Below are 21160 nucleotides of genomic sequence, written 5' to 3' on the forward strand. Positions count from 1 at the left end.
GATCAGTGTTTTAGGCGCTTGTCTTATTTTTCGAAATAGTAGGTGTTTGGTTGCTCAAAGCGTCTTCTCCTTACATATAGTGCTATTGTGAGCTTGACTTATTGCTCACGTGGATGAACAAAACTGCCAGCGTGATGAAAGTCTAACATGATAGAAAAGCCTGAAATCATTCCCCTCTTTTTATTGAAAAAGATTCCTTCTCGCTTTTATGTTATGTTGGAGCTTTTGACTATGCTACCCATCTTGCAAACTCATGTTAAAGGACCTCCTCAAAAAGGAAGCGAACCGCCTTCGCTTCCTTTTAATTTTGAACTCCTTCATGGTCAATCGCTTGAAGAAGGGTGACCTTTCGCTTACCATGTTTTAGGACTTTAAGACGACGAAATAAAGGGTGTTCAATCAAGGTGAATTTGTCGCTTACAACTGCCACAACGCCATCATGAGCTAAGACACTATAAACATTTTGAAGCATCTGCTTTACAGGTGAGAGGACATTTGTATCCCAGCTAACGAGCTCACCATAAGGGAGGTCGGTCATAACGATATGAATCTCTTCAAGCTTCGGTACATCTTTGGAGGCAATATTAAATTGAAAGATCTCTCCTTTTACTTCTCCTGTTTTGTCCAAATAGCTTTTTAAACGGTCAACACTCTTAAGTGCCTCTGCATGAGCACTCTTGTTAAATAGCAAGTAATCCTTTTCGAGCTTTCTTTTCCGTTGTGCTAACCCTTCATACGTAAGTAAACGGAGGTTTGATTGTCCAGTTTCAATAATCGTTTCATTACTGTCTGATCCATATAACGTTTGAATAGAACCACCATGTAAGAATCCAATACCAGTAAGAAGATGCGCGCCACCACAACAAGGATCATACACGTTTAACTGGGAAGGCCTTTGAAGATAGGAACGGCTTATTTGGAAAATCTCGCTTGTTAAGCGTATCGGAAATCCTGTTGACCCTGGCGCATTATAGAGAACACGGCCACTTGAAAAATCACTAAAATCTCTTTTAATTGTTTCGTAAGTAAATTGCATCGTTGCTCAAAACTCTCCTCTTCACTCATTTCATTTTTTACGGTAGCTTTTTCTTTCCGTTCGTCTTTATGTATTTGTAAAATCGAGGAATTTCGGCTATAATTCCACTATAAAATGAATCATTGTTCATTTTTGATTTTATAAAAGTGAGGTTGTCTTTTTTCATGTTTAAAAAAAGGATAAACGAACAATTTAGGAACAATGTCCATATGGCAGAAGGAAACGTAACGTTCCATCAGATAGAGTTAAACACAATCAGTTTCGCTACAGACGGCATTATCATTGACGCCGCTGCCGCTTCTGTTAAATCCCTCTTTACGCCATTCTGGGAAAAACACAAAGTCGATGGGCTGTATTGTACCCATATACATGAGGATCATACTGGATGCGCATCTTGGTTTGAAAAAGAAAAAGGTGTTCCAATCTTTTTAAATGATCGCTCGGGATCAGAGGCAAGACGAAAAGGCTCCTACCCGCTATACCGACGCTTGTATTGGGGTACCCGCCTATCTTTTAATCCCATTTCTATGCCAGAAAGCTTTGAAAGTAGGACGTCTAAATGGCGAAGCATCCATACTCCAGGTCATTCTTATGATCATATGTCACTTTTAAATGAATCAACGGGCCAACTTTTTTCAGGTGATTTATACGTGCAAACAAAAACAAAAGTCGTTATGAAAAGCGAATCCATTCCAACAATTATTGATTCTTTAAAAAAGGTACTTCAATTTGATTTTGACGACGTTTTTTGTAGTCATGCTGGCTATTTGCCAAGAGGAAGAACTCAACTCCTTAATAAACTACAGTATTTGCAAGAAATTCAAGAAAGCGTACTAACATTACATAAACAAGGCCTTACTGCTAAAGACATCCAAAGACGTTTATTTTCACGAACATACCCCATCACGTTTTTTTCCTACGGTCAGTGGGACTCAAAGCATATTATTACATCTATATTAACAGAAGCTTCTTCTTCATAAGTCTAAATAAAAAGATCTACACCTCATTTAATTTGTCGTCTTTTCCATATAAGCAACATACATTGACTAAAACGTTTCAATGAGGTGATCTTTTTTGTACACACATATCGTTCAACCTGGAGAAACTTTATACACGATAGCGAACGATTTTCGAATTGATCTTACTACGTTACTAACAGCTAATCAACTACACCCTTCTATTCAGCTTCTTATTGGGCAAACAATCGACATTCCTACATTGCCAGACCCACAATCCATTTCTTACAGCATACACGTGTCCTTAAACCAGCACACGCTATCACTTTACCACAATGGGCAACTCGTTCAACAGTATCCAATTGCAGTAGGTAAAATGCTCACGCAAACCCCCACGGGCACTTATGTCATTATAAATAAAGCACCTAATCCAGGAGGTCCATTCGGTGTGATGTGGATGTCTTTATCAAAACAACATTACGGAATTCATGGAACAAACGATCCGTCTTCCATTGGGCGATCGGTTTCTCACGGCTGCATTCGAATGTACAACCAGGACGTAACACAACTAGCCGCAACAATTCCAATAGGAACACCTGTCACGATCTCACCGTAAGTAGTCTTATTTTCACGATCTATGATTGAGTTTTACCTTTCGTTCTATTAAAATTATTCTAAAAAATAGAAGTGAGGGGAACTTATGTCGGCTATCCAAAGCGAACGCATTCTTTTTATTGGTGACTCGATTACAGAGGGTTATCGAAGCGAAAAAGAACATCACTCTAACCAATTAGGTTACGGCTACGTTTCTTTTATTTATGCCCTTTTACAAGCAACATACCCTAGTAAGCATTATAAAGTATCCAATAAAGGCATTGGTGGCAACACCATTCGCGACTTACAAGAGCGCTGGCAGAGGGACGTTTTATCCGTTAAACCGGATTTACTCTTTATCATGATTGGTATAAATGATGTTTGGCGTCAATTCGACCAACCTTCTACTGTTTCTAAACATGTATACCCAGACGAATTTATCGAAACCTATCGCCATCTCGTCCAGCAGTCATCAGCTAAGAAGATTTTTCTATTGTCACCCTTTTATATTCAAAGTGAAAAAGGTGACCCGATGCGAAAAATGATGGATTATTACGGAACGCTGACAAAGTCAGTTGCCCAATCATGCAACATCTCATTTATTGACCTGCAAAAACAAACATTTGATCCGTTAATGCAGGGACTAGACGACATTGAAATTGCTCAAGATCGTATCCATCCTTCCTCTGTGGGACATATGGCGATAGCGAGAACGATTTTAACGCATTTAGACTATAAATGGGACAATTAAAAAACGTTGAAGTACTCTCATGGTGGGAGTACTTCAACGTTTGGCTTTTTAAAGAAATAACGGCATCAGCAATAGGCTTTTTTAGCTTGCTAACTTGAAAGAGAGTTCGATCTCCTCCGATAGTTGGTCGCCACCTAAATCGGTACTTGGTCCATTCATAGTTAACGTTAGTTTATTTACGCCTTGAATAGATTCGAGTGGGAATAACAAACGAACTTCCTTTGTATCACCCTCTTCAAAATGAGGCTCAATATCATCACTCAATACAAGGCTTGCTGTTTCAACCGCTTCCCCAGTATTCGCTTTTAAACTCGCTTCTCCATATGGGACATACATCGACTCATCAGAAGAATTCTCTATTGTTATCATCATTTCTACATAGTCAATCGTTTCATCTCCTGTTGTTGCTGCAACAAAACCTTCTAAATCAGCCATACCAACATCAATTTGATTTATTGTCATTTCCACTGGTCCATCTGCGTTGGCTGTAACATCGGTAAAACGTTCATAAATCGAAAATGTTCCCTCTTCTCGCTCTTCCTCCTCTAACACCGTTTCATACTCCGTTTCGTTTTCATTACTTGTGTCTTGTTCTGTTTCTTCTTCGAGGCTACCCTCACTATTACAAGCAGATGCCATAAGAAGTGCAGCAGTGATACCACTAAATAACCACTTATTCATTTGAGAAACCTCCATAAAAAAACGTTTGTACATGATCCTAACACACTAAAAAGAAGCTTGTAATGCCAGACACGTAAATGTTATTTAATCGTAAATGGTTTATTATAGAAAGGTGGCTTTTTCATAAAAATACCGAAAAGGCTTGCAAAAACAGAAATCATCTGGTAAGATTAAGATTGCTTATTTTTGTTCGTGTAATAGCTTAAGTCTTTCGTCTTGAGTTTCGCTTTGAGCAAGGATAGGAATACAATTGTGCGAATAACGCACTAGGAGGCAACAACAATGGAAACAGGTACAGTTAAGTGGTTCAACGCAGAAAAAGGATTCGGCTTCATCGAGCGCGAAGGTAACGACGATGTATTCGTTCACTTCTCAGCGATCACTGGCGAAGGCTTCAAGACGTTAGAAGAAGGTCAAAGAGTTTCTTTCGAAATCGAAGATGGCGCACGTGGCCCTCAAGCTGCTAACGTAGTTAAAGAAGGTTAATCTTCTTTCTATAAAAACAGACTCGGACATCCGAGTCTGTTTTTTTTATGTTAATTCATTTATCATACGCTCCCAAAAACGGATGACTTGACTGTTGTATCCAAATTCGTTATGTAGCCAAGGCAACTCTTGTTCCATGATGGACAACATAATCTCCACTGCTTTTTGATGGTCTTCTGGTGTGGAACAGTCCATCGCTTCAATAAAAGGTTTTACAATCGTGACTGGCGCATCCCGTTCTAAAGCTTTTATACCAAGCTGACCTCGTTCTGGCGCATAATGATGAAGCAACACTTTTGCCAATCGTGCGTGGACATAACTGAGCAGATGGGCTGCCCAAGCATGACTCCCTCTTTGGTTCGCTTTATAATATTGAAACAAGAACCAAGCAACATCATACGCTTCATCATAAAATTCTTGTTCCGTTAACACTAATGTTTGGCTAACTTTAAACTTATCCATAAGATCGTTAGGATCATAGACAACCGTAAAAAAGTCTTTAGTCACAAATGATTCTTCTGTTACAGTGTAAAGATCCACGTGCAAGAGATCATCATAAACCGCTATAATCTGTGGCGCGATAATAAAGAGATCCTCATGAAAAAGCAGCTCTCTATAGGCCGATAAATGGTTTAACCGATCTTCCATAAATGCCTTTTGATCTTCTTCTCGAACAAGAACATATAAATCAACATCAGAATGCGCATCATGTTCGCCCCTTCCCATCGAACCCTTTAAAAAGACCGCTTCTACTCGCTTATCTGCTTTAAGACTTTCCGTAATCGTATTTACAGCCGTTTCTTGCCTATCCATTTCATCCCTCCTGCTTGCTTTACTCTACCCAATGCTTTGGTCTTACCAAATAGCTTGGTACGATCGTTTCGTTATCGCCTATCGCAGCATTTAATTGAGACTGTGTTAAAAAAAGCGCATCCGATAAATCAGCTCTTTTTACTTGTGTATCTCGCATATCTGCGCCAAGAAAATCAACACAATGAAAATTTGCATCGTTTCCGTTAGCACCGATAAGCAACTTTCCACGAAGCGATTGTCCTGCTAACGAGCCACTAATGCGTATGCCAATATAATTCGATTTTAACTGTTTTTGTCTATATGCTTTTCGATAAGTAAGGCTCACTTCTTCTAAAAGAATTCCCACGCGACCACGATAATCAGATATGTTAAAGCTTCGAATGAATAGTGAATGACTTGTTTGTTCAAGCAACTCATCCTGTAAGGTTGAAAGCGGATGTTTATGCTTATCCTCTGCCACTTCCAATGCTTGGGCTAAATAAAAAAGCATTTCATGGATTTGCTGAACAATTGGAAAAACGGTAAACATATCATCGGCTAAATCCTTATTTACACGCCAGCTATCACCACTGTAAATGACTTCTGAAACATATTGACCTGCACCAAAACACTCGTAAGTCACGCAGCCTTTAAAACCGCAATTTTTTAGTTGATCATGAATTTGACAGTCATTGTTTATTAATAAATTTTCACAAGGAACACCGCTTGGTTTATCTTTTGGAAAATCAGCAGATTCGCCGTAAGGCAATGCGACACAACATAAACCAAAGCATCGACTACAATCTGATGACAACACTCTTTCCATTATGCACACCCTCCCTTTAGACGAAGAACTGCTAATTTCCTTATTATAGCATTGCTCTCTTCTTAACCGTTAAAAACAATGATCCTATACAACAAAAAAAGGCTTAAGTAGAGTCAAATGACTTCTTAAGCCAAAGCACCATTTACCTTGAAACACGATCTAACAATTCCGAATTCTGCGCTGCAGTGCCTCGGTAGTTGCGAATTCCGTATTGTGCTGCTAAGCGGGAGCGATTTGAGTAAGATGAATCCACACCAATTCTGTTTAAATAATTCACAATCCCTTCACCTTGACGTGGTTTTGGTCTCGTGTTCGGTTTTGTCGGACCACCACTTCTGAGAAGTTGCAGTAATTGTGTATTCTGAGCAGCTGTTCCTGTGTAATTAGAAATGCCATTCTCTCTTGCTAAACGCCCTCGATTATCGTAACTAGAGTCAACACCAATACTATTCAAATACGTGACAATACTTCCAGTAGTCTGATTTCCACCGCCTGCAGGTGGTCGGTTTGATGCATGATCACGATCACGAAGTAGTGATAGCAGTTGCGTGTTCTGTTCAGACGTCCCACGGTAATTCGTGATTCCATACTGCACGGCCAAACGAGCTCGGTTTTGAAAACTTGAATCTTCTCCAATACTATTTAAATAGGTGACGATACTTCCTGTTGTTTGATTTCCGCTCCCACTCGATGGTGGTGGAGCCGGTGACGGAGTTGGCGTACTTCCGCTAGACTCTTGTCCATCTCTAAGTAGCGCAAGTAGTCGAGTATTTTGTGCCGCTGTTCCTGTATAGTTTTCGATACCATTCTGACGTGCTAAACGAGCTCGGTTATCGAAACTCGAATCCACTCCAATACTATTTAAATAGGTAACGATACTTCCTGTTGTTTGATTTCCACTTCCGTTTGATGGAGGTGGTGTTGGCGCAGGTGCATTGTTTTCTTCTTCTACTGGGATCGTGCTTGAAGAAGGAATGAGTGTACGAAACGTTTCAATTCCACCTGCATTGATAATATTCGCCGGGCAACGTTTTCCACTCCAATGTTGGTGTGCCACAACACGATCAAGAGGAACCTGAAACTGATCCATTAATTGGCGAGTTAATTGTGCAGCATTTCTCATGGCTTGTTGGAAGTCACCATCCCGGTTTACACAAATTTCAATGCCAATTGACTGACGGTTTCCAGTTCCACTACCACCATCACCTGCGTGCCAACCGTTTTCATTTAACGGTAAGTGTTGGTAAATCGTTTGCCCATCATCAACTGTAAAATGCCAACTTACTGCCGTAGTAGGGTTTTTCACATATCTAGCGTGCATTGCAGCATCGGCTCCGGCACTAGTATTAGCTGTTTCATGAATCGTAATATAGGTTGGAGTTAACGCATAACCAGGTCGATTTCCATTAGAAGCAGGAATAAAGTCTTGAATGATATTCATACCAATCTCCTTTCGCTATTATTAAATACTTTATTCACTTATTAGAGAAAAGAGAAAGGCATATGCTGAAAATCAAACGAAATGTACGAATGTCTTTAGATTTTGTCGAGACAAAGCTATAACTTGGTGTTTTACACGATGGTTTATACTTTGTGACACTAAAGTTTGGTCAATAGATTTAAAGCCTGTTTCGTTGATTGAATGAGCGCTTCATCCTTTTTTCGTACTCTTAATGCATAAGCCTCCTCAAAGCACCATTGGGCCTTTCTTATTTTTTTCATTTCCCACAAACATTTCCCCTTGTGTTGTAGAATAAAATCATCATATTCATTCATACTTAATCGACGAGCCAATTCAGATGCTTTTTCAAACCATACGAGCGCTTCATCATGTAAGTTTGCGTACTTAAGAACTTCTCCATATCGTATTGAATTGATTAGTAAAGCTTGATTATTTCCTTTTTGTTCAGCTTTTTTTAGACAGAGCTGATAGTGGTATGATGCTTGTTCTGTCTTTCCGAGTATGCGGTAAAAATACCCGAGCAAACCATGGTCTTGATCCTCAACACAGTCTTTTAAATAACTGATTGCCGCTTCCAACTTTTTTGGGTCAGTTGTTTGCTCTCGTAAATAATTGGAGCGATCAAAATAAATGGTGGCGTTCGCTTCTTTTAGAATCATGTCGTTCATTATTTCACCTCTATCAAAATGGACTTCAAAAAGACTTCTAGCCATAGATGCTAAAAGCCTTTAAATCATTCTTATTCTTCATCGTTTGCCTTTCAGACAGGATTCGAGCTTATCTCTTGAACGTCTATTGCCAACTGTTATTTACGGGGATAACCATTCCACACTTTTGGCTTATAACGTTTTTTCTTTACAATAAACGTCACCACGATGATGGCAAAAAGAAATGCTAGACTCACATACAAACCGGGTCTACCTGTTTCTTCTAAAGCGATTCCTGTAATCGCGAAAAGCATGAGCAGGAATCCAATAATATGCCCACAGATTCGCCAAAGCGTAGGCTGAAGTAAACGCCAATTAGACAGTAAAATAATCATCCAATTAACTAAAATTAAAATGCCAGCTGCCGTTGTAATGTATTCAAATAAACGCCCTGGCAACAGCAATGCGGCAACTACAGCGAAGATTAATCCACAAGTGGCAAGTAGCAGCGAATAGAACGGTAAATCATGAAACGAGACACGCTTTTGAAAGAAAGACGGTGCGTGTTTCTGCTTGGCCAACTGAGCTAATAATGTCGTTACTCCAAACAACGACGCTGTCATTGCGGAAAAACCAGCGATAATGATTGCACCATTAAATACATGTGGAAAGAAGGCTAATCCGTACGCTGACATAGCTGTTACGAAGGGGCTCTCGGAGTCATTAAATGCAGTATAGGGGACGAGACTTATTGCGAACCCTAAAGAGAGTGTATACAAGACGGTAACGCCAATGAGCAACACTTTACCTGCTTTGGGTGCCTCTTCCTTTTTCTTTAATTGCATCGCCATTAGACCAATGACTTCAATTCCCCCAAATGCATAAAAGGCATATATGAGCGATCCCCAGAAGCCGGGAAAACCACGGGGAAACCATTCCTGTACATTCGATGGTAACATTGGCTCTTGACCAGTATGATTAATTAGGTGGAAAACTGCCAGTATCCCTAACACCACGAACATGAAGATTGCTGCTACTTTAATAACTGATAGTACGTTTTCAACAGAGTCAAACCCTTTTGTCCCTAAAATGACAACAAAGATCCCTAAACTAGAATAGAGCGATGCAAACACCCAAAGCGGCGTACTTTCAAACCAAAATTGCGATAAGATTGATAAAGCTGTAAGTTGACTTCCTATGATTAATATATTTGACACCCAATAATTCCAACCAGAGGCAAATCCAAGTTTTTCACCAAACGCTTTTTCTGCATAAACACTAAATGAACCTTCCTGAGGATCGTTAGCGGTCATTTGAGCCAGTGCAATAAAAACAAAGTATGTGCCAACAGCAGCAAGTAAAAACGAAGCGACGATAGCAGGACCTGCTAAAGAGATTCCAATACTCGAACCTAGAAAATAGCCTGTTCCAATTGTACACCCAATTCCAAGAAGAGAGAGTTGCCACCAAGCAAGACCCCCTTTTGCTTTTAACTTCTTTTGTTTAGCCATAAACGCTCCTTTTTTATAGCTAGTGTGCGATAAGACTGGCTCGTTTATCCAATAAAAAAGCTACAGTAAGGTTTGGTCCTTACTGTAGCCTAGCTCTAATTTGATTTGTACTGCTTATTCAGTTTAATCTCATCATCTGCAATACCAAGGGTTCCAACTTTATCAATAACACCTTTCTGCTTCAGGTCCATCATGACATCGCCAATAACGTGAGCTGGGTACCCATTAAATCCATCGAGACTTTTCTCAAATTTAACGCTTGATACAGTATCTACTTTTTCTAATTCTGCTATGATTTTTTCTTCAATTTCTTTGTGGGCCACTGTCGTCTCCTCCTCTTGATCCTCTCTTCTTTCTTTTGATATTCCACCGTTGCTTTTTTTTAATCATGCATTTTAGTACAAAAAAACAGAGATATGGAAATCCATATCTCTGTTTTTTATTATTCGGTTACTTTTTTCCATACATCCCATTGCCCGGAACGTCTTGGGTCTTCTCCTTGTGTCCACCACTTCGCTTCATAAAGCTGTCCTTCTACAAGAACTTGATCACCGGCAACATAAATTTGGTCTTTGATCCATTCTTGAGGACCTTCTGGAACCTCATAGCAATCAGCTACTTTTTTCCATACATCCCACTGACCAGATTGGCTTGGATTTTCTCCTTGCGTCCACCATTTTGCTTCATAAAAGTCACCATTGTACTCAACACGATCCCCTGCCGTATACACTTGGCTGCCACTCCATTCGTCAAACGAACAAACTGGCGGTTCAGGTTCTACAGGGCCTTCCTCTTCTATCCATTCATACGTACTAGGCGCTCTCATACCAGGAGTAGAAAAATAAGCTTCCAAAGAACCAGTGATACGTACTGCTTTACCTAGATTTGTTGGATTGCTTTCTAAATTTAACCCGTTTCTCACTGCTGTACCATTCACAAGCTGTACAGGCAGCATCTTACTACGATCGGTTTCATTCGGTGAATCCGCCAGTAACAGATTCGACGCAGCATGAGTTCCTTCACCAATCACAGGACGCTGGTTTACAATTGAACCGACAATGTATCCTTTTACAGGGTAGACTCCGCTATTGTTTCCAATTGCTTCAGCTACCGTTCTCGTACCAGTCGGATCACCTGGCTCTGAACCTTCAATCGTAATTCTGCTTCCTTCTTCATAATTAATCGGCTCTGTTTGATCCATTACATAATCAACAACAGCTTGCCATACTGGCCCATAAGAATCGTCCAGCACAGTTCCTAATTGATAAAAGTTCGTCCCATGCATGTAGTCATTATATGCAACCGTATACGTCTCTTGAGACTCTATCGGCTCTCCGTGCACGTTCACATTTGCTAGTTCATAACGATTTCCATCCGGTATAAGTGTATATGTTAAACCTGAAGCTTGTAGATCCACACCATTGTGATAACGGGATTGTTCTACTAACACTTCCATTATCCGTTCACCTGTTGTTTCCACAACAACAATGGCATTGCCAAACGAATCTAATGCTTCAATTTGGCGATCCGTTATACTTCCAGGAGGAATTTCTCCTGTAATTGAACTTCGATTTAAAAGCCCAATGTCGCTTCCTGTTTTTGCTCGAATGGCATCTGTGTATAGATTTCCGATACCAACATCTTGTGTACTTTTATTAGCAGAATAGAGACCCGTTTCAGTAGAACCAATAATGTCACCTGGGTTTGGTCCAGAAGGATCTACTTTAATGGCTATACGTCCTTCTCTATAGTAATTCAATTTTTCACCAGCATCGGTTAAACGAAGAGCGTACTGCTCCATCGCTGCTGTCATTAAGCCAACTGTCTCGTGAATCACTTCACCTTCAAACTGATACCCAGAACCACCTGTTCCAATATAATCAGCAACAGCAACCATGTAAGTCTCGTTCTCATCAACGGCTTGTCCGCCTATTGTTAAGTTTGCGTCTAAGTAATTTCCTGTTGTTCCTGTAATAATCTCATAGTGCAAGCCAGATGTTTGAAGATCTATTTGATTTCGATTGTCTCTAGAATAAGAAAACGCAATGACCTCTTCAATCGCTGCACCTGTCATCTCTATAACCATTATCTCGTTAGCGAATGGTTCAATGGAATATAGATCATTCAATGTAACTTCTCCCGGAGAAATACTGTCTCGTAATCCACCGTTATTCGTTAACGCTACATCTGCATCAGCAAAGTCACGCATGGCATCAGTCCAGAAATTTCCTAAAGGAGCATCGCCATTAAAACGTCCATCTCTCGTTAACCCTGTATCGCTATAGCCAACGACCTTGCCTAACACATCTTCCATTTCTTCAACGTAGCCATCAATTACAGCTTGAACCTCTTCATCAATGCTTGTCATAGAAGATACTGCCGTTAAGCTACCCGTTACATTCGTCACGTCTTCGGTCTCATCATTGTAAGTAAGCGTAAGCTCACCAAGGTTCGCTAAATTTGATCCAGTTTGTACGATCGGTGTGCCGTTCACAACAACAGGTTGACGTAACGTTGTATGGGAATGTCCACCGATAATAACATCAAAATAGTCTACCGCTTCTGCTAAGCGACGATCTTGATCATGACCAATATGTGTTAATGCGACAATCACATCTGCCTGTTCCTCTAGCTCATCCTGATAGGAAAGAGCTGTTCCCACATAGTCTTGATCAAACGTCATGCCGATTACATTCGCTGGAGCCGTGGCAGGTGGCGCTTGTGTAATACCAAGAATACCGACTGCTATGCCATCCACATCAATGATTGTATAAGGTTCAGGATTTTCTACACCTGTGTCCCCTGTACTCATATTTGCACCAAGCCATGGAAATAAGGAATCTTCCATATTTTCTTGTAAATAAGTTTGTCCGTAGTCAAATTCATGATTGCCAATCGTAAATGCATCAAGACCTGCTAGGTTAAACACATCTACCATCGGTTTTCCAAAATTTAAATCAACAACAGGGTTACCACTGGCAAAGTCACCTGCATCAACAAATAACACATGTTCAAGCTGATCTCGCTTCTCTTTTACATAAGCAGACACTTTTCCGTATTCTTCAAACGATGCATGAATATCATTCGTATGAAAAATATTCAGTGCTTTTTCTTCTGCTTTCGCCTCTCCATTTACACTAAACGGGAGAGTCAATGCGATGAGACTAGCACCTACCCACTTTTTCCATTTCTCCATCCTTGATGTTCCTCCTCAATGAAATCGATACTTAACACTTGTCCGTAGACTCTTTAAGAGTAGCAAAAAATGACGACCAATATTGTCGAAATCACTAATATTTTTGTAAAACATGTAATAAGGTAAAAAAGATCTATAATTCTGTTGTGAATGAAGTGAAAAAATGGGAGAAAACATCTTTTATAGTCCTAGATTCCTTCCTATACTTTAGAAAAATACGGCTAGAGTCGTATGCACATTCATTCTTCCGCTCGGTTCAGCTGCATGATCATCGTGATAACGTTAGTAACGAACGAACAAATTGACTCTATTTCTTAAGTTTTTCTAAAGAAATAAGCCAATACCCATTTACTTGTAAGAAACCTCGTATAATTAAATACATTCTTCTACTCTCGTTTAGTAAGCATAAAGTCGCCTTGCTTTTATTCATAATCATCATTAAAGACAGGAGGGGTTACTGTGAATATTGGAATTTTTACTGACACTTATTTTCCACAAATTAGTGGCGTTGCTACTTCTATTGCAACACTTGATCTTGAATTAACGGCTCGAGGCCATAACGTCTTCATCTTTACTTCTGAAGATAAACAAGCAAACGTAGAAACAGAATCTGGGAAAGTCTTCCGTTTTCCAAGTGTATCATCTACCATTATTCCAGAGCGGCATCTTGCTTACCGTGGAATAAGAAAAGCATCAAAGCTTATTAAACGCTATGACATTGACCTTATTCATACCCAAACCGAATTTACAATGGGCTATTTAGGAAAATACATTGCTCACAAACATAAGCTTCCTTTCTTACACACTTATCACACGATGTATGAGGATTACTTACATTACGTTGCTAGAGGAAAGCTGTTAACGCCTAAAATGGTCGGTTGGATGACAAAATGGTTTTGTCACAAAGCGGATCGTGTCATTGCACCAACGAGTAAAGTAAAGCGAACGTTACATGGATACAACGTCCAATCTCCTATTGGGGTTATTCCTACGGGGATTAATGTCGACAGGTTTAAACGAACGGAGGAATCCATGTTTCAAGCTGCTATTCTTCGTAAAAAACTGAATATCCTGCCCGAAGATCGGGTCATCGTCTCCGTTGGTCGTTTGGCAGAAGAGAAGAATATAGACGCTTTACTCCATGCTGTTCATCATTCAAAAAAGTGCCATTCACCCATTAAACTCATTTTGGTTGGTGATGGCCCGCATAAGACATCCCTAAAGAAGCTGACAAAGACTCTCGCTATTGAAGATGATGTTCAATTCATTGGTACAGTTTGTTGGGAAGAGGTTCATATTTATTATCAACTCTGTGACCTTTTCGTTAGTGCATCCACTACTGAGGCTCAAGGTTTAACCTATTTTGAAGCAATGGCAGCAGGATGTGTTGTTGTCGCCAAAGCAGATCCAAGTATTCAACAGGCGATTGTGCACAACGAAACAGGCTACATCTTTGAAAATGACGATGACCTAGCTCCATTGCTAAACAAAATCTTTCAACAAAAAGGTGAGCGGGTAGCTGTTCAACTGAAGAGTGGTCAATTTGTTGAATCGATTTCTGCCAAAGCATTTGGTAAAAAAATTGAAGCGATTTACCGCACCCATTTATTCGCCAACACATTGCAGCAATCTACTGATAAGAAAGCGATATCAGCGTTATATCGAATGAGGAGGTCATCATAATGAAAGTGACTATGCTATCATCGGCAGAGAAAGTGAAAGGGCAAGGAGTTGCCTCGGCGTATCGAGAGTTGATTAACCTCCTCCAATCCCAAACGGAGCAAAGTTACGATCTAGCAATTAATCGATTTCGACGTTCTGATATTACGCATTATCATACGATTGATTTTCGCTTTTTCTTAACCACGTTCTTCAAGAGAACCGGGGTTAAAGTTGGCTATGTTCATTTTCTACCTGAAACAGTAGACGAAAGCCTTTCATTGCCTAAACCGATACGCGCTCTTTTTTATCATTACATGGTGTCATTCTACAAAAGAATGGATGATTTGATTGTGGTGAATCCAAGTTTTATACCAAAATTAGTAGCTTTAGGATTGGATCAAAATAAAATTCACTACATTCCTAATTTCGTTTCTAGAAGCTCTTTTTCTGCGAGTAAAAAAAGCACCGTTCGAACTGAACTTGGGATACCCGAAGATGCATTCGTCGTTTTAGGGGCAGGTCAAATCCAACATCGAAAAGGAGTAAAAGATTTTCTAGATGTAGCAAGCCAACGACCAGACATTCACTTTATTTGGGCAGGCGGCTTTTCATTCGGTAAGTTAACAGCTGGATACCACGAATTAAAAGCCTATGTCGATCAGCCACCTACCAACGTCCATTTTCCAGGAATTGTACCTAGAGAAAGCATGCAAGCGTATTACAATGCTTGTAATTTATTTTTCTCGCCATCTTACAATGAACTTTTTCCGATGACGATTTTAGAGGCAATGAGCTGCGAAAAGCCTCTTTTATTAAGAGATTTAGCATTATATGAAGACATCTTATTTGACTACTATGTTACCGGCGACTCTAACAAGAGCTTTATTGAACAAATAGACCGACTTCGAGAAGATAACCACTATTACCAACACGCGCGGAACTTATCTAAAAAAGGAGCTTATGTCTATTCCGAAGAACGATTAACAACTGTTTGGAACCAGTTTTACAGAGATGTACACGGAGTAGTTGCCTCCTCCTCTCATGCCTAAAAAACAAGCTATTCAGCTCAGCATTGTTTTGTTTATTAGTATTCTGTCGGTCTGGTTACTTGCAAAAAATATTGATCGGTCGGTTTTGTTAGTAGGACTTCAAAATATGAATAGCATTTGGCTTCTACTTGCGTTTTTATGTATGGGTCTAAGCTGGCTATTTGAAGCATTGAGCCTTATTTGGCTGTCAGCATCTAATAAGCAAGCACTATCCTTCAAAACAGCTATGCATACAACGTTAATCGGTCAGTTCTTTAACCAAATAACGCCTCTTGCAACTGGGGGGCAACCTGCACAACTGTATGTATTAGTAAAGCGAGGTCATCACAGCGGGAGCGCTACCTCTCTATTATTAATGAAGTTTTTATTATTTCAAATTGGGCTCGTCTTGAGCTTTACTCTGTTTTTAATTTTTGGCTATAAAAGCCTGTTTTCTACTTTACCAAGCATGGGGTATTTTATTGTTATTGGCTATATTGTTCATGCAAGTATCATAATTGGGTTAACCCTTGTGCTATTTCACCAACGAACAGCAAGAGTGTTAGGCGAGTTGCTTCTTAAGCCTGTTGGATGGTTGAAAAAAGAAACGGCACATGTATGGCAGCAAAAATTAGATCAATTTTTAGAGCAGTTTCATCTACAAAGTCTCTATTTCATCCATCATAAACAAGCCCTTATGATAGGAATGCTCTATACATTCATGCAACTAGGCTTTTTTTTCATCATTCCCTATTTTTTGTTTCAAGCATTTTCTATCCATCTCTCTCTTTTTACTAGCTCTACTTTTCATTCGTTTGTGATGATGTTTGCGTCTATTATTCCAACACCCGGAGGAAGCGGCGCAGCTGAAATGACGTTCTCAGCCGTCTTTCGTTCGTTTATGGATGAAGAAAAATTGATTTTAAGTATGTTATTTTGGCGTATAATCACTGCCTATAGTTCAGTCGTTATTGGGGTTGGCTTGACAATGAGAGGGATACACAGAAAGAAGACGCGCGCAAAAGAGGTCTTGGATCAGCCATAATCCCTTCATTTGTTGGAGGGATTTTTCCATAAAAAATACTCTGGTATCTCCAGAGCATTCCAATAAGGGGGATGACAAATGATTCGTTTGTTCGAAAAACATTCTGCATTAGCTTTTCGTTATATTTATTCTAGCATAGGCTTCGATAAGATCGTATTGGGATATATTTAGCAGTACACTCCTTGCATCTATCCTTTTTTCTTTAGTACGTTACTGTACTCAACTGACCAACCCTCATTTTAAAATTGTTTTTGTCGAAATTTAGGTGATAAATGTCGAATAAGCGCTCATTTCGCATGATCTTTGTTGGGAAAATGGTGGTTCATTTAAAAACAATCATTGATACTCACATGTAAGCGCTCTATTTTTTCTGACACACGTCTTTATTTCTAGTTAGTGAGGGTTTTTAATTTATTTTTCCACTGAAAAAATAAATTATTTGTCCCTTTCTTTAAAACTGTCAATTTTTTTGAAGTCATTTCCCAACATGAAAATTTCTTTTAAAAGCAAATAAGATAGGCTGTTCTTTTGACCATAAACGAACATTACTATGTCTTCTAGTCAGATTAATTAAGAAAAATCGGTTTTTCGCTTCCCTATTTACGAATGAAAAAAGCACTTTCTCACCGGTCATTCGCACTTTATTATCGGATTATTCTATTAATTATTTGCGATTTACTTCATTTTTTGCTCTTTTCCCTAAAAAGTGACTAGCTCATTTCCCAATTTCTTTTTAAATACACATCGTTACAATGAAGGTACGCAAGCAGAACTTGCGAACAAAAAGGAGGAGTTCGTTTGATTGGTAAAAAGAAAGGTCACTCGTTTCTTCAGTCAATTGGTTTCACTGTTCTTGCATCTGCTTTGTTTGTTTTCGCAAACGCAGAATCGGCAAGTGCACATGGCTACATTGAATCTCCCAAGTCTAGAGCGTTATTGTGTGCCGAACGTGTAAACACAGATTGCGGTGGCGTCATTTATGAACCGCAAAGTTTAGAAGCGCCGAAAGGATTCCCTGGTGCAAGTATTCCAGATGGACAGATTGCATCTGCTGGGGGCGTTTTTCCACAACTAGATGCCCAATCTTCTAATCGTTGGTCTAAAGTAAACATGAATAGTGGGTATCAAACGTTTGGATGGCATCTAACAGCAATGCATTCAACAGCAAAATGGCATTATTATATTACGAAACCAAACTGGAACCCTAACCAGCCATTAACACGTAACCAATTTGAACTTGTTCCATTCTATGAAAAATTTGATGGCGGTGCTCGTCCAGGACAGAAAGTAAGTCATCAGTTAACTGTACCTGAGCGTTCAGGTTATCACGTCATTCTTGGTGTTTGGGACGTGGCTGATACTGCAAATGCGTTTTACCAAGTTATTGATGCCCAATTCAGTGGTGGAAGTAATCCTACTCCAAATCCAGATCCAGGTTCACCAGAACAGCCACCTGCGTATCCTGCTTGGACATCAACTGCCACATACGTTGGCGGTGACTATGTGACACACAACGGTCAAGTATACCGTGCAAAATGGTGGACTCGTGGTGAAACTCCTGGTCGTGCCGATGTTTGGGAGCTTATCCGCTAACGCTTTTACTTATCCCCCTATTATAAAAAGCACATTATAAGGAGCAAATCCCTATATGTGCTTTTTTGTTTTAGACGAATATGTTCACTATCTTTTAGATAAAAATGATGAAAACTACAATTAACGACGTATCGCTTCAAACGTAATAAGCGATGTTTCCTTCGATGGAGCTTTATCATGAAGATAATCAGCCGTCTTTTTTATAGAGGAAAACCCAGCTTCTCTAAGCATGTATGTAAATTCTTCCACTCCGTACCAATGTACCTTAAACTGTTGCAACTCTGTATCAACCTCTTTACCAGATCGCCACTTCCGGTAGGTTAAATAGGTAAGTGAATATTGGTCTATCCAGTTCAGTTCCACGTCATAAACAGAGAGGGTAATTCCTTCTTTATCACTGAGTTCAACTGTTCTTAACGATTGGCTGTCTTCTGAAAACACCTTAGGAAAACCTAGATCAATAAAAAGTCGACCACCAGGTGAGAGATGTCGGTAAAAGCGCGCTAAGGTCTCCATTGCGATTTCACGGCCATTTAACAGGGCAAAAGAGCCTGTAGGCATAATAATCGCCTCATACATATGCGGCAGCTCCAGGGTTTCAAGCCTTTGTTCGACGAGAAATGGATCGAGATTCCGTTTCTCACAGTGTTCCCTACATAAAGCGAGCATATCGTTTGATGCATCTACACCATCCACACAAAACTTGTTCTCTAGAAGCGGAATCAGCATTCTACCAGTTCCAACACCTGCTTCTAATATTCTGCCTGTAATACCTGCTAATCGCTGCTGATAAAACTCAATATCTCCAGACATCGAAAAACCAATTGGTTTTGTTGCTTCATAAAATTGCGTACTTAACTTTCCATACTCGGAAAACATTCACTCTCCACCTCACAGATGTATTGATTGAAAAAGTGCGTAATTTTTCTCACTCCAATGTGTTCAGTAAATTCACCGTCTGTCCATTCCTCAATGACTTTTCTCCAAAACGTTTGTGCAGGTTGATTCTCTTTTAATTGCGAAACATGCCAACGCCCTTCATAATCTTGGAAGATCTGTCTAGCAACCAGTCTACCTAAACCCTGTCGCCGATACTTCCTCATAATAAAGAATTCTGCGATCGAATGATAAGGTCGTTGCCTAATCTCAATCTGTTTAACAAGAACAAAACCTGCGTAACAATTATCCACAATCACAAAGTACGGATCATGCTTAGGCTTTGTCCAATAATCGAGTAGAGGGTAATCCGTATAGCGGCCGTTCGATTCTACATCTAAATCAATATACGATGAAAAATCGTGCAAATAAAACTGCACTAAATTTGAAAGTATCTGACGCTGTTCCACTTCTGCTCTTATTAACTGAACGTTCATTTCACACCTTCCTTTACAGTATAGATCGTGACCTCGAATACTTCGAGTCCCGTAAGACCAGAACCTCAAGCTACCGTCTTAAATCCTAGTAATATACGCATAAACGTTTTGTTTCACCTAATCACTCCAGTTGTAAATGAATAAAAATCGTCCTCACCCATTTTTCGAACGATGTATGAATGGGCTGACCCATCGCATGGAAATAACCCCAATCAAGTACAAGTTGGTGCAATAAATGAATGCGCAAACGAAGCTGGACCTCTATTACTGGTTGTCCGGTAGTGTATTCAGCTATAAATTGGTTTGCAATGTCTACTAGATCCTGTCTCTGATAAAAAAGGGTCATTTTTGTTAAATCTACTAACGGATCTGCAAAATAACTATTCGTAAAATCAAATAGTCCACTTATTGCCCATTGCCCTTCTAGTTGATCTATTAGGAAGTTTCCAGGTTTAACGTCACCCATAATAAAACACGGGTCATTCATCTTAGAAAAAACATCGTTAGCTCTTCTCAGCTCTCCGTATAACCAACGTTCATCTCCTTCTGTTAAGGTTGAATACTTCTTTGCGTCATGGAACCAATGAACGATTCGGTTAAAGAGCCAGTCTTTATAACTAGAATGAAAAGGTTCGATCGTATGATTAAGAGGATGGAGCTGACCATACGATAAGCTTTTCCATTCATGCATTTCTTTTAATACACCTGCTAACGATCTAGCAATAGCAGAATGATCCGCCACTATCAATTTTTCAGCTACATCATGAAGATGTTTTCCTTTCATTTTTGGCATGATGCTATAAGCAAATCCAAGAATAGCTGGATCGTGATGAACAATATAAGGAGTTGGCACTTGGAGAGACGTTTTTCCCGCTAAACAATCAATAACATACTTTTCTTCCTCTAATTGCCCTTCATAGATGGGATTTCCTTTTACAATCCATTCTCCCTTAGTAGACACTATAGACAATGTTTGCTTCATGGCGCCTTCCTTTGTTTCATTAAAGCTAAGTAACGTTCCTAGCCCGTGAACAGCGAGTAGCTCATTCATTTGTGCTTTTGTCGGAAGACCAATTGTTTTAGATGTAAATAAAAGCTCCGCAGTCAATTGAATCACATCCTTATAAAAAATCCGAAACGATTATATTCTACACCATGAATTGATTTCCTTTTTTTATCACAAAAATGAAGTGATAACGGAACTGGTTAAATCCGATTGAATAGGGTATACTAACCTTACAATTAACGTAAACTAAAAAACCGCCTAGTGTGCGACCACTAGACGGGTGCTGAACCCCACATAGAGTGGGAACTGGCGCAAGAAGAGAGTTAAGTCCTCCTGAGCCGTCAACTCATCGTGGGGACTTAATTTTTTTTAATCAGCAAAAGCACCAACGTCACTAAGGCAAGAATAAACATTCCAAACCCTAAAGCTAAACTAAGTGCTTCAAAAACCGACACGGCACCACCCCCTCTCGAGAGTGCTACCAATCCCCACAACTATGAGTTATTCAACTCCTT

General features: G+C 39.7%; 21 protein-coding genes. 8 read left to right on the forward strand and 13 right to left on the reverse strand.

From position 1 onward, the window contains the following. Window positions 1-301: 301 nt before the first annotated feature. On the reverse strand, window positions 302-1036 hold the full coding sequence (locus E2L03_RS16365) for a hypothetical protein (RefSeq protein ID WP_055736821.1): 735 nt from the start codon (window positions 1034-1036) through the stop codon (window positions 302-304). Between the two features lie 209 nt (window positions 1037-1245). On the opposite strand from E2L03_RS16365, the gene E2L03_RS16370 reads away from it, so the two are divergent. The 3 genes from E2L03_RS16370 (at window position 1246) to E2L03_RS16380 (ending at window position 3337) form a co-directional block, all read left to right on the forward strand. Continuing rightward, window positions 1246-2016, forward strand: coding sequence for an MBL fold metallo-hydrolase (locus E2L03_RS16370; RefSeq protein WP_243839543.1), 771 nt, complete (start codon window positions 1246-1248; stop codon window positions 2014-2016). Window positions 2017-2110: 94 nt separating this feature from the next. Next, window positions 2111-2608: a L,D-transpeptidase family protein gene (locus E2L03_RS16375; protein WP_134259656.1), complete on the forward strand. Its 498-nt coding sequence runs from the start codon at window positions 2111-2113 to the stop codon at window positions 2606-2608. A gap of 84 nt (window positions 2609-2692) precedes the next feature. Continuing rightward, on the forward strand, window positions 2693-3337 hold the full coding sequence (locus E2L03_RS16380) for an SGNH/GDSL hydrolase family protein (RefSeq protein ID WP_134259657.1): 645 nt from the start codon (window positions 2693-2695) through the stop codon (window positions 3335-3337). A gap of 81 nt (window positions 3338-3418) precedes the next feature. Here E2L03_RS16380 and E2L03_RS16385 read toward each other — a convergent pair whose 3' ends face one another. Further along, a complete protein-coding gene (locus E2L03_RS16385) occupies window positions 3419-4018 on the reverse strand; it encodes a hypothetical protein (RefSeq protein ID WP_134259658.1) in 600 nt (199 codons plus the stop codon). Between the two features lie 282 nt (window positions 4019-4300). On the opposite strand from E2L03_RS16385, the gene E2L03_RS16390 reads away from it, so the two are divergent. Next, on the forward strand, window positions 4301-4504 hold the full coding sequence (locus E2L03_RS16390) for a cold-shock protein (protein WP_035395033.1): 204 nt from the start codon (window positions 4301-4303) through the stop codon (window positions 4502-4504). Between the two features lie 45 nt (window positions 4505-4549). Here the strand turns inward: E2L03_RS16390 and E2L03_RS16395 are convergent, their stop codons facing one another. The 7 genes from E2L03_RS16395 to E2L03_RS16425 all read right to left on the reverse strand — a co-directional run bounded on the left by E2L03_RS16395 (window position 4550) and on the right by E2L03_RS16425 (window position 12938). After that, window positions 4550-5317 carry a nucleotidyltransferase domain-containing protein gene (locus tag E2L03_RS16395; protein WP_134259659.1) on the reverse strand — a complete coding sequence of 256 codons (768 nt, stop codon included), beginning with the start codon at window positions 5315-5317 and terminating at the stop codon, window positions 4550-4552. A 19-nt stretch (window positions 5318-5336) separates the two neighbouring features. Continuing rightward, on the reverse strand, window positions 5337-6122 hold the full coding sequence (locus E2L03_RS16400; protein WP_134259660.1) for a pentapeptide repeat-containing protein: 786 nt from the start codon (window positions 6120-6122) through the stop codon (window positions 5337-5339). A 142-nt stretch (window positions 6123-6264) separates the two neighbouring features. Then, the gene (locus E2L03_RS20960; RefSeq protein ID WP_134259661.1) at window positions 6265-7563 is read right to left on the reverse strand and encodes an N-acetylmuramoyl-L-alanine amidase; all 1299 of its coding nucleotides are present in this window, start codon (window positions 7561-7563) and stop codon (window positions 6265-6267) included. 158 nt (window positions 7564-7721) lie between these two features. Beyond that, window positions 7722-8252: a tetratricopeptide repeat protein gene (locus E2L03_RS16410; RefSeq protein WP_038483389.1), complete on the reverse strand. Its 531-nt coding sequence runs from the start codon at window positions 8250-8252 to the stop codon at window positions 7722-7724. 137 nt (window positions 8253-8389) lie between these two features. After that, on the reverse strand, window positions 8390-9742 hold the full coding sequence (locus E2L03_RS16415; RefSeq protein WP_055736813.1) for an amino acid permease: 1353 nt from the start codon (window positions 9740-9742) through the stop codon (window positions 8390-8392). A 95-nt stretch (window positions 9743-9837) separates the two neighbouring features. Continuing rightward, window positions 9838-10065 carry a hypothetical protein gene (locus tag E2L03_RS16420; protein ID WP_124742612.1) on the reverse strand — a complete coding sequence of 76 codons (228 nt, stop codon included), beginning with the start codon at window positions 10063-10065 and terminating at the stop codon, window positions 9838-9840. A gap of 119 nt (window positions 10066-10184) precedes the next feature. Beyond that, window positions 10185-12938, reverse strand: coding sequence for a 5'-nucleotidase C-terminal domain-containing protein (locus E2L03_RS16425; RefSeq protein ID WP_134259662.1), 2754 nt, complete (start codon window positions 12936-12938; stop codon window positions 10185-10187). A gap of 459 nt (window positions 12939-13397) precedes the next feature. Between E2L03_RS16425 and E2L03_RS16430 the strand changes: the two genes are divergently transcribed. The 4 genes from E2L03_RS16430 (at window position 13398) to E2L03_RS16445 (ending at window position 18266) form a co-directional block, all read left to right on the forward strand. Beyond that, window positions 13398-14621, forward strand: coding sequence for a glycosyltransferase family 4 protein (locus E2L03_RS16430; protein ID WP_134259663.1), 1224 nt, complete (start codon window positions 13398-13400; stop codon window positions 14619-14621). Beyond that, window positions 14618-15649 (forward strand): glycosyltransferase family 4 protein, encoded by a 1032-nt coding sequence (locus E2L03_RS16435; protein ID WP_055736809.1) that lies wholly within the window; start codon window positions 14618-14620, stop codon window positions 15647-15649. Before E2L03_RS16430 ends, E2L03_RS16435 begins: the two co-directional genes overlap by 4 nt. Continuing rightward, window positions 15642-16673 carry a lysylphosphatidylglycerol synthase transmembrane domain-containing protein gene (locus tag E2L03_RS16440; protein WP_134259664.1) on the forward strand — a complete coding sequence of 344 codons (1032 nt, stop codon included), beginning with the start codon at window positions 15642-15644 and terminating at the stop codon, window positions 16671-16673. Before E2L03_RS16435 ends, E2L03_RS16440 begins: the two co-directional genes overlap by 8 nt. 801 nt (window positions 16674-17474) lie before the next feature. Further along, the gene (locus E2L03_RS16445; RefSeq protein ID WP_051667768.1) at window positions 17475-18266 is read left to right on the forward strand and encodes a lytic polysaccharide monooxygenase; all 792 of its coding nucleotides are present in this window, start codon (window positions 17475-17477) and stop codon (window positions 18264-18266) included. Window positions 18267-18386: 120 nt separating this feature from the next. Here E2L03_RS16445 and E2L03_RS16450 read toward each other — a convergent pair whose 3' ends face one another. From E2L03_RS16450 to E2L03_RS16465, 4 genes are all read right to left on the reverse strand, one after another. Beyond that, window positions 18387-19145: a class I SAM-dependent methyltransferase gene (locus tag E2L03_RS16450; RefSeq protein WP_134259665.1), complete on the reverse strand. Its 759-nt coding sequence runs from the start codon at window positions 19143-19145 to the stop codon at window positions 18387-18389. Continuing rightward, window positions 19121-19639 (reverse strand): GNAT family N-acetyltransferase, encoded by a 519-nt coding sequence (locus E2L03_RS16455; protein WP_038483408.1) that lies wholly within the window; start codon window positions 19637-19639, stop codon window positions 19121-19123. Before E2L03_RS16455 ends, E2L03_RS16450 begins: the two co-directional genes overlap by 25 nt. Window positions 19640-19760: 121 nt before the next feature. Continuing rightward, window positions 19761-20747 carry a phosphotransferase family protein gene (locus E2L03_RS16460; protein WP_134259666.1) on the reverse strand — a complete coding sequence of 329 codons (987 nt, stop codon included), beginning with the start codon at window positions 20745-20747 and terminating at the stop codon, window positions 19761-19763. Window positions 20748-21004: 257 nt separating this feature from the next. Then, window positions 21005-21100, reverse strand: coding sequence for a putative holin-like toxin (locus E2L03_RS16465; protein WP_038483411.1), 96 nt, complete (start codon window positions 21098-21100; stop codon window positions 21005-21007). Window positions 21101-21160 lie beyond the last annotated feature (60 nt).

Origin of the sequence: Shouchella oshimensis, from assembly GCF_004375095.1 — a bacterium.
Lineage (GTDB): Bacteria > Bacillota > Bacilli > Bacillales > Bacillaceae_D > Shouchella > Shouchella oshimensis.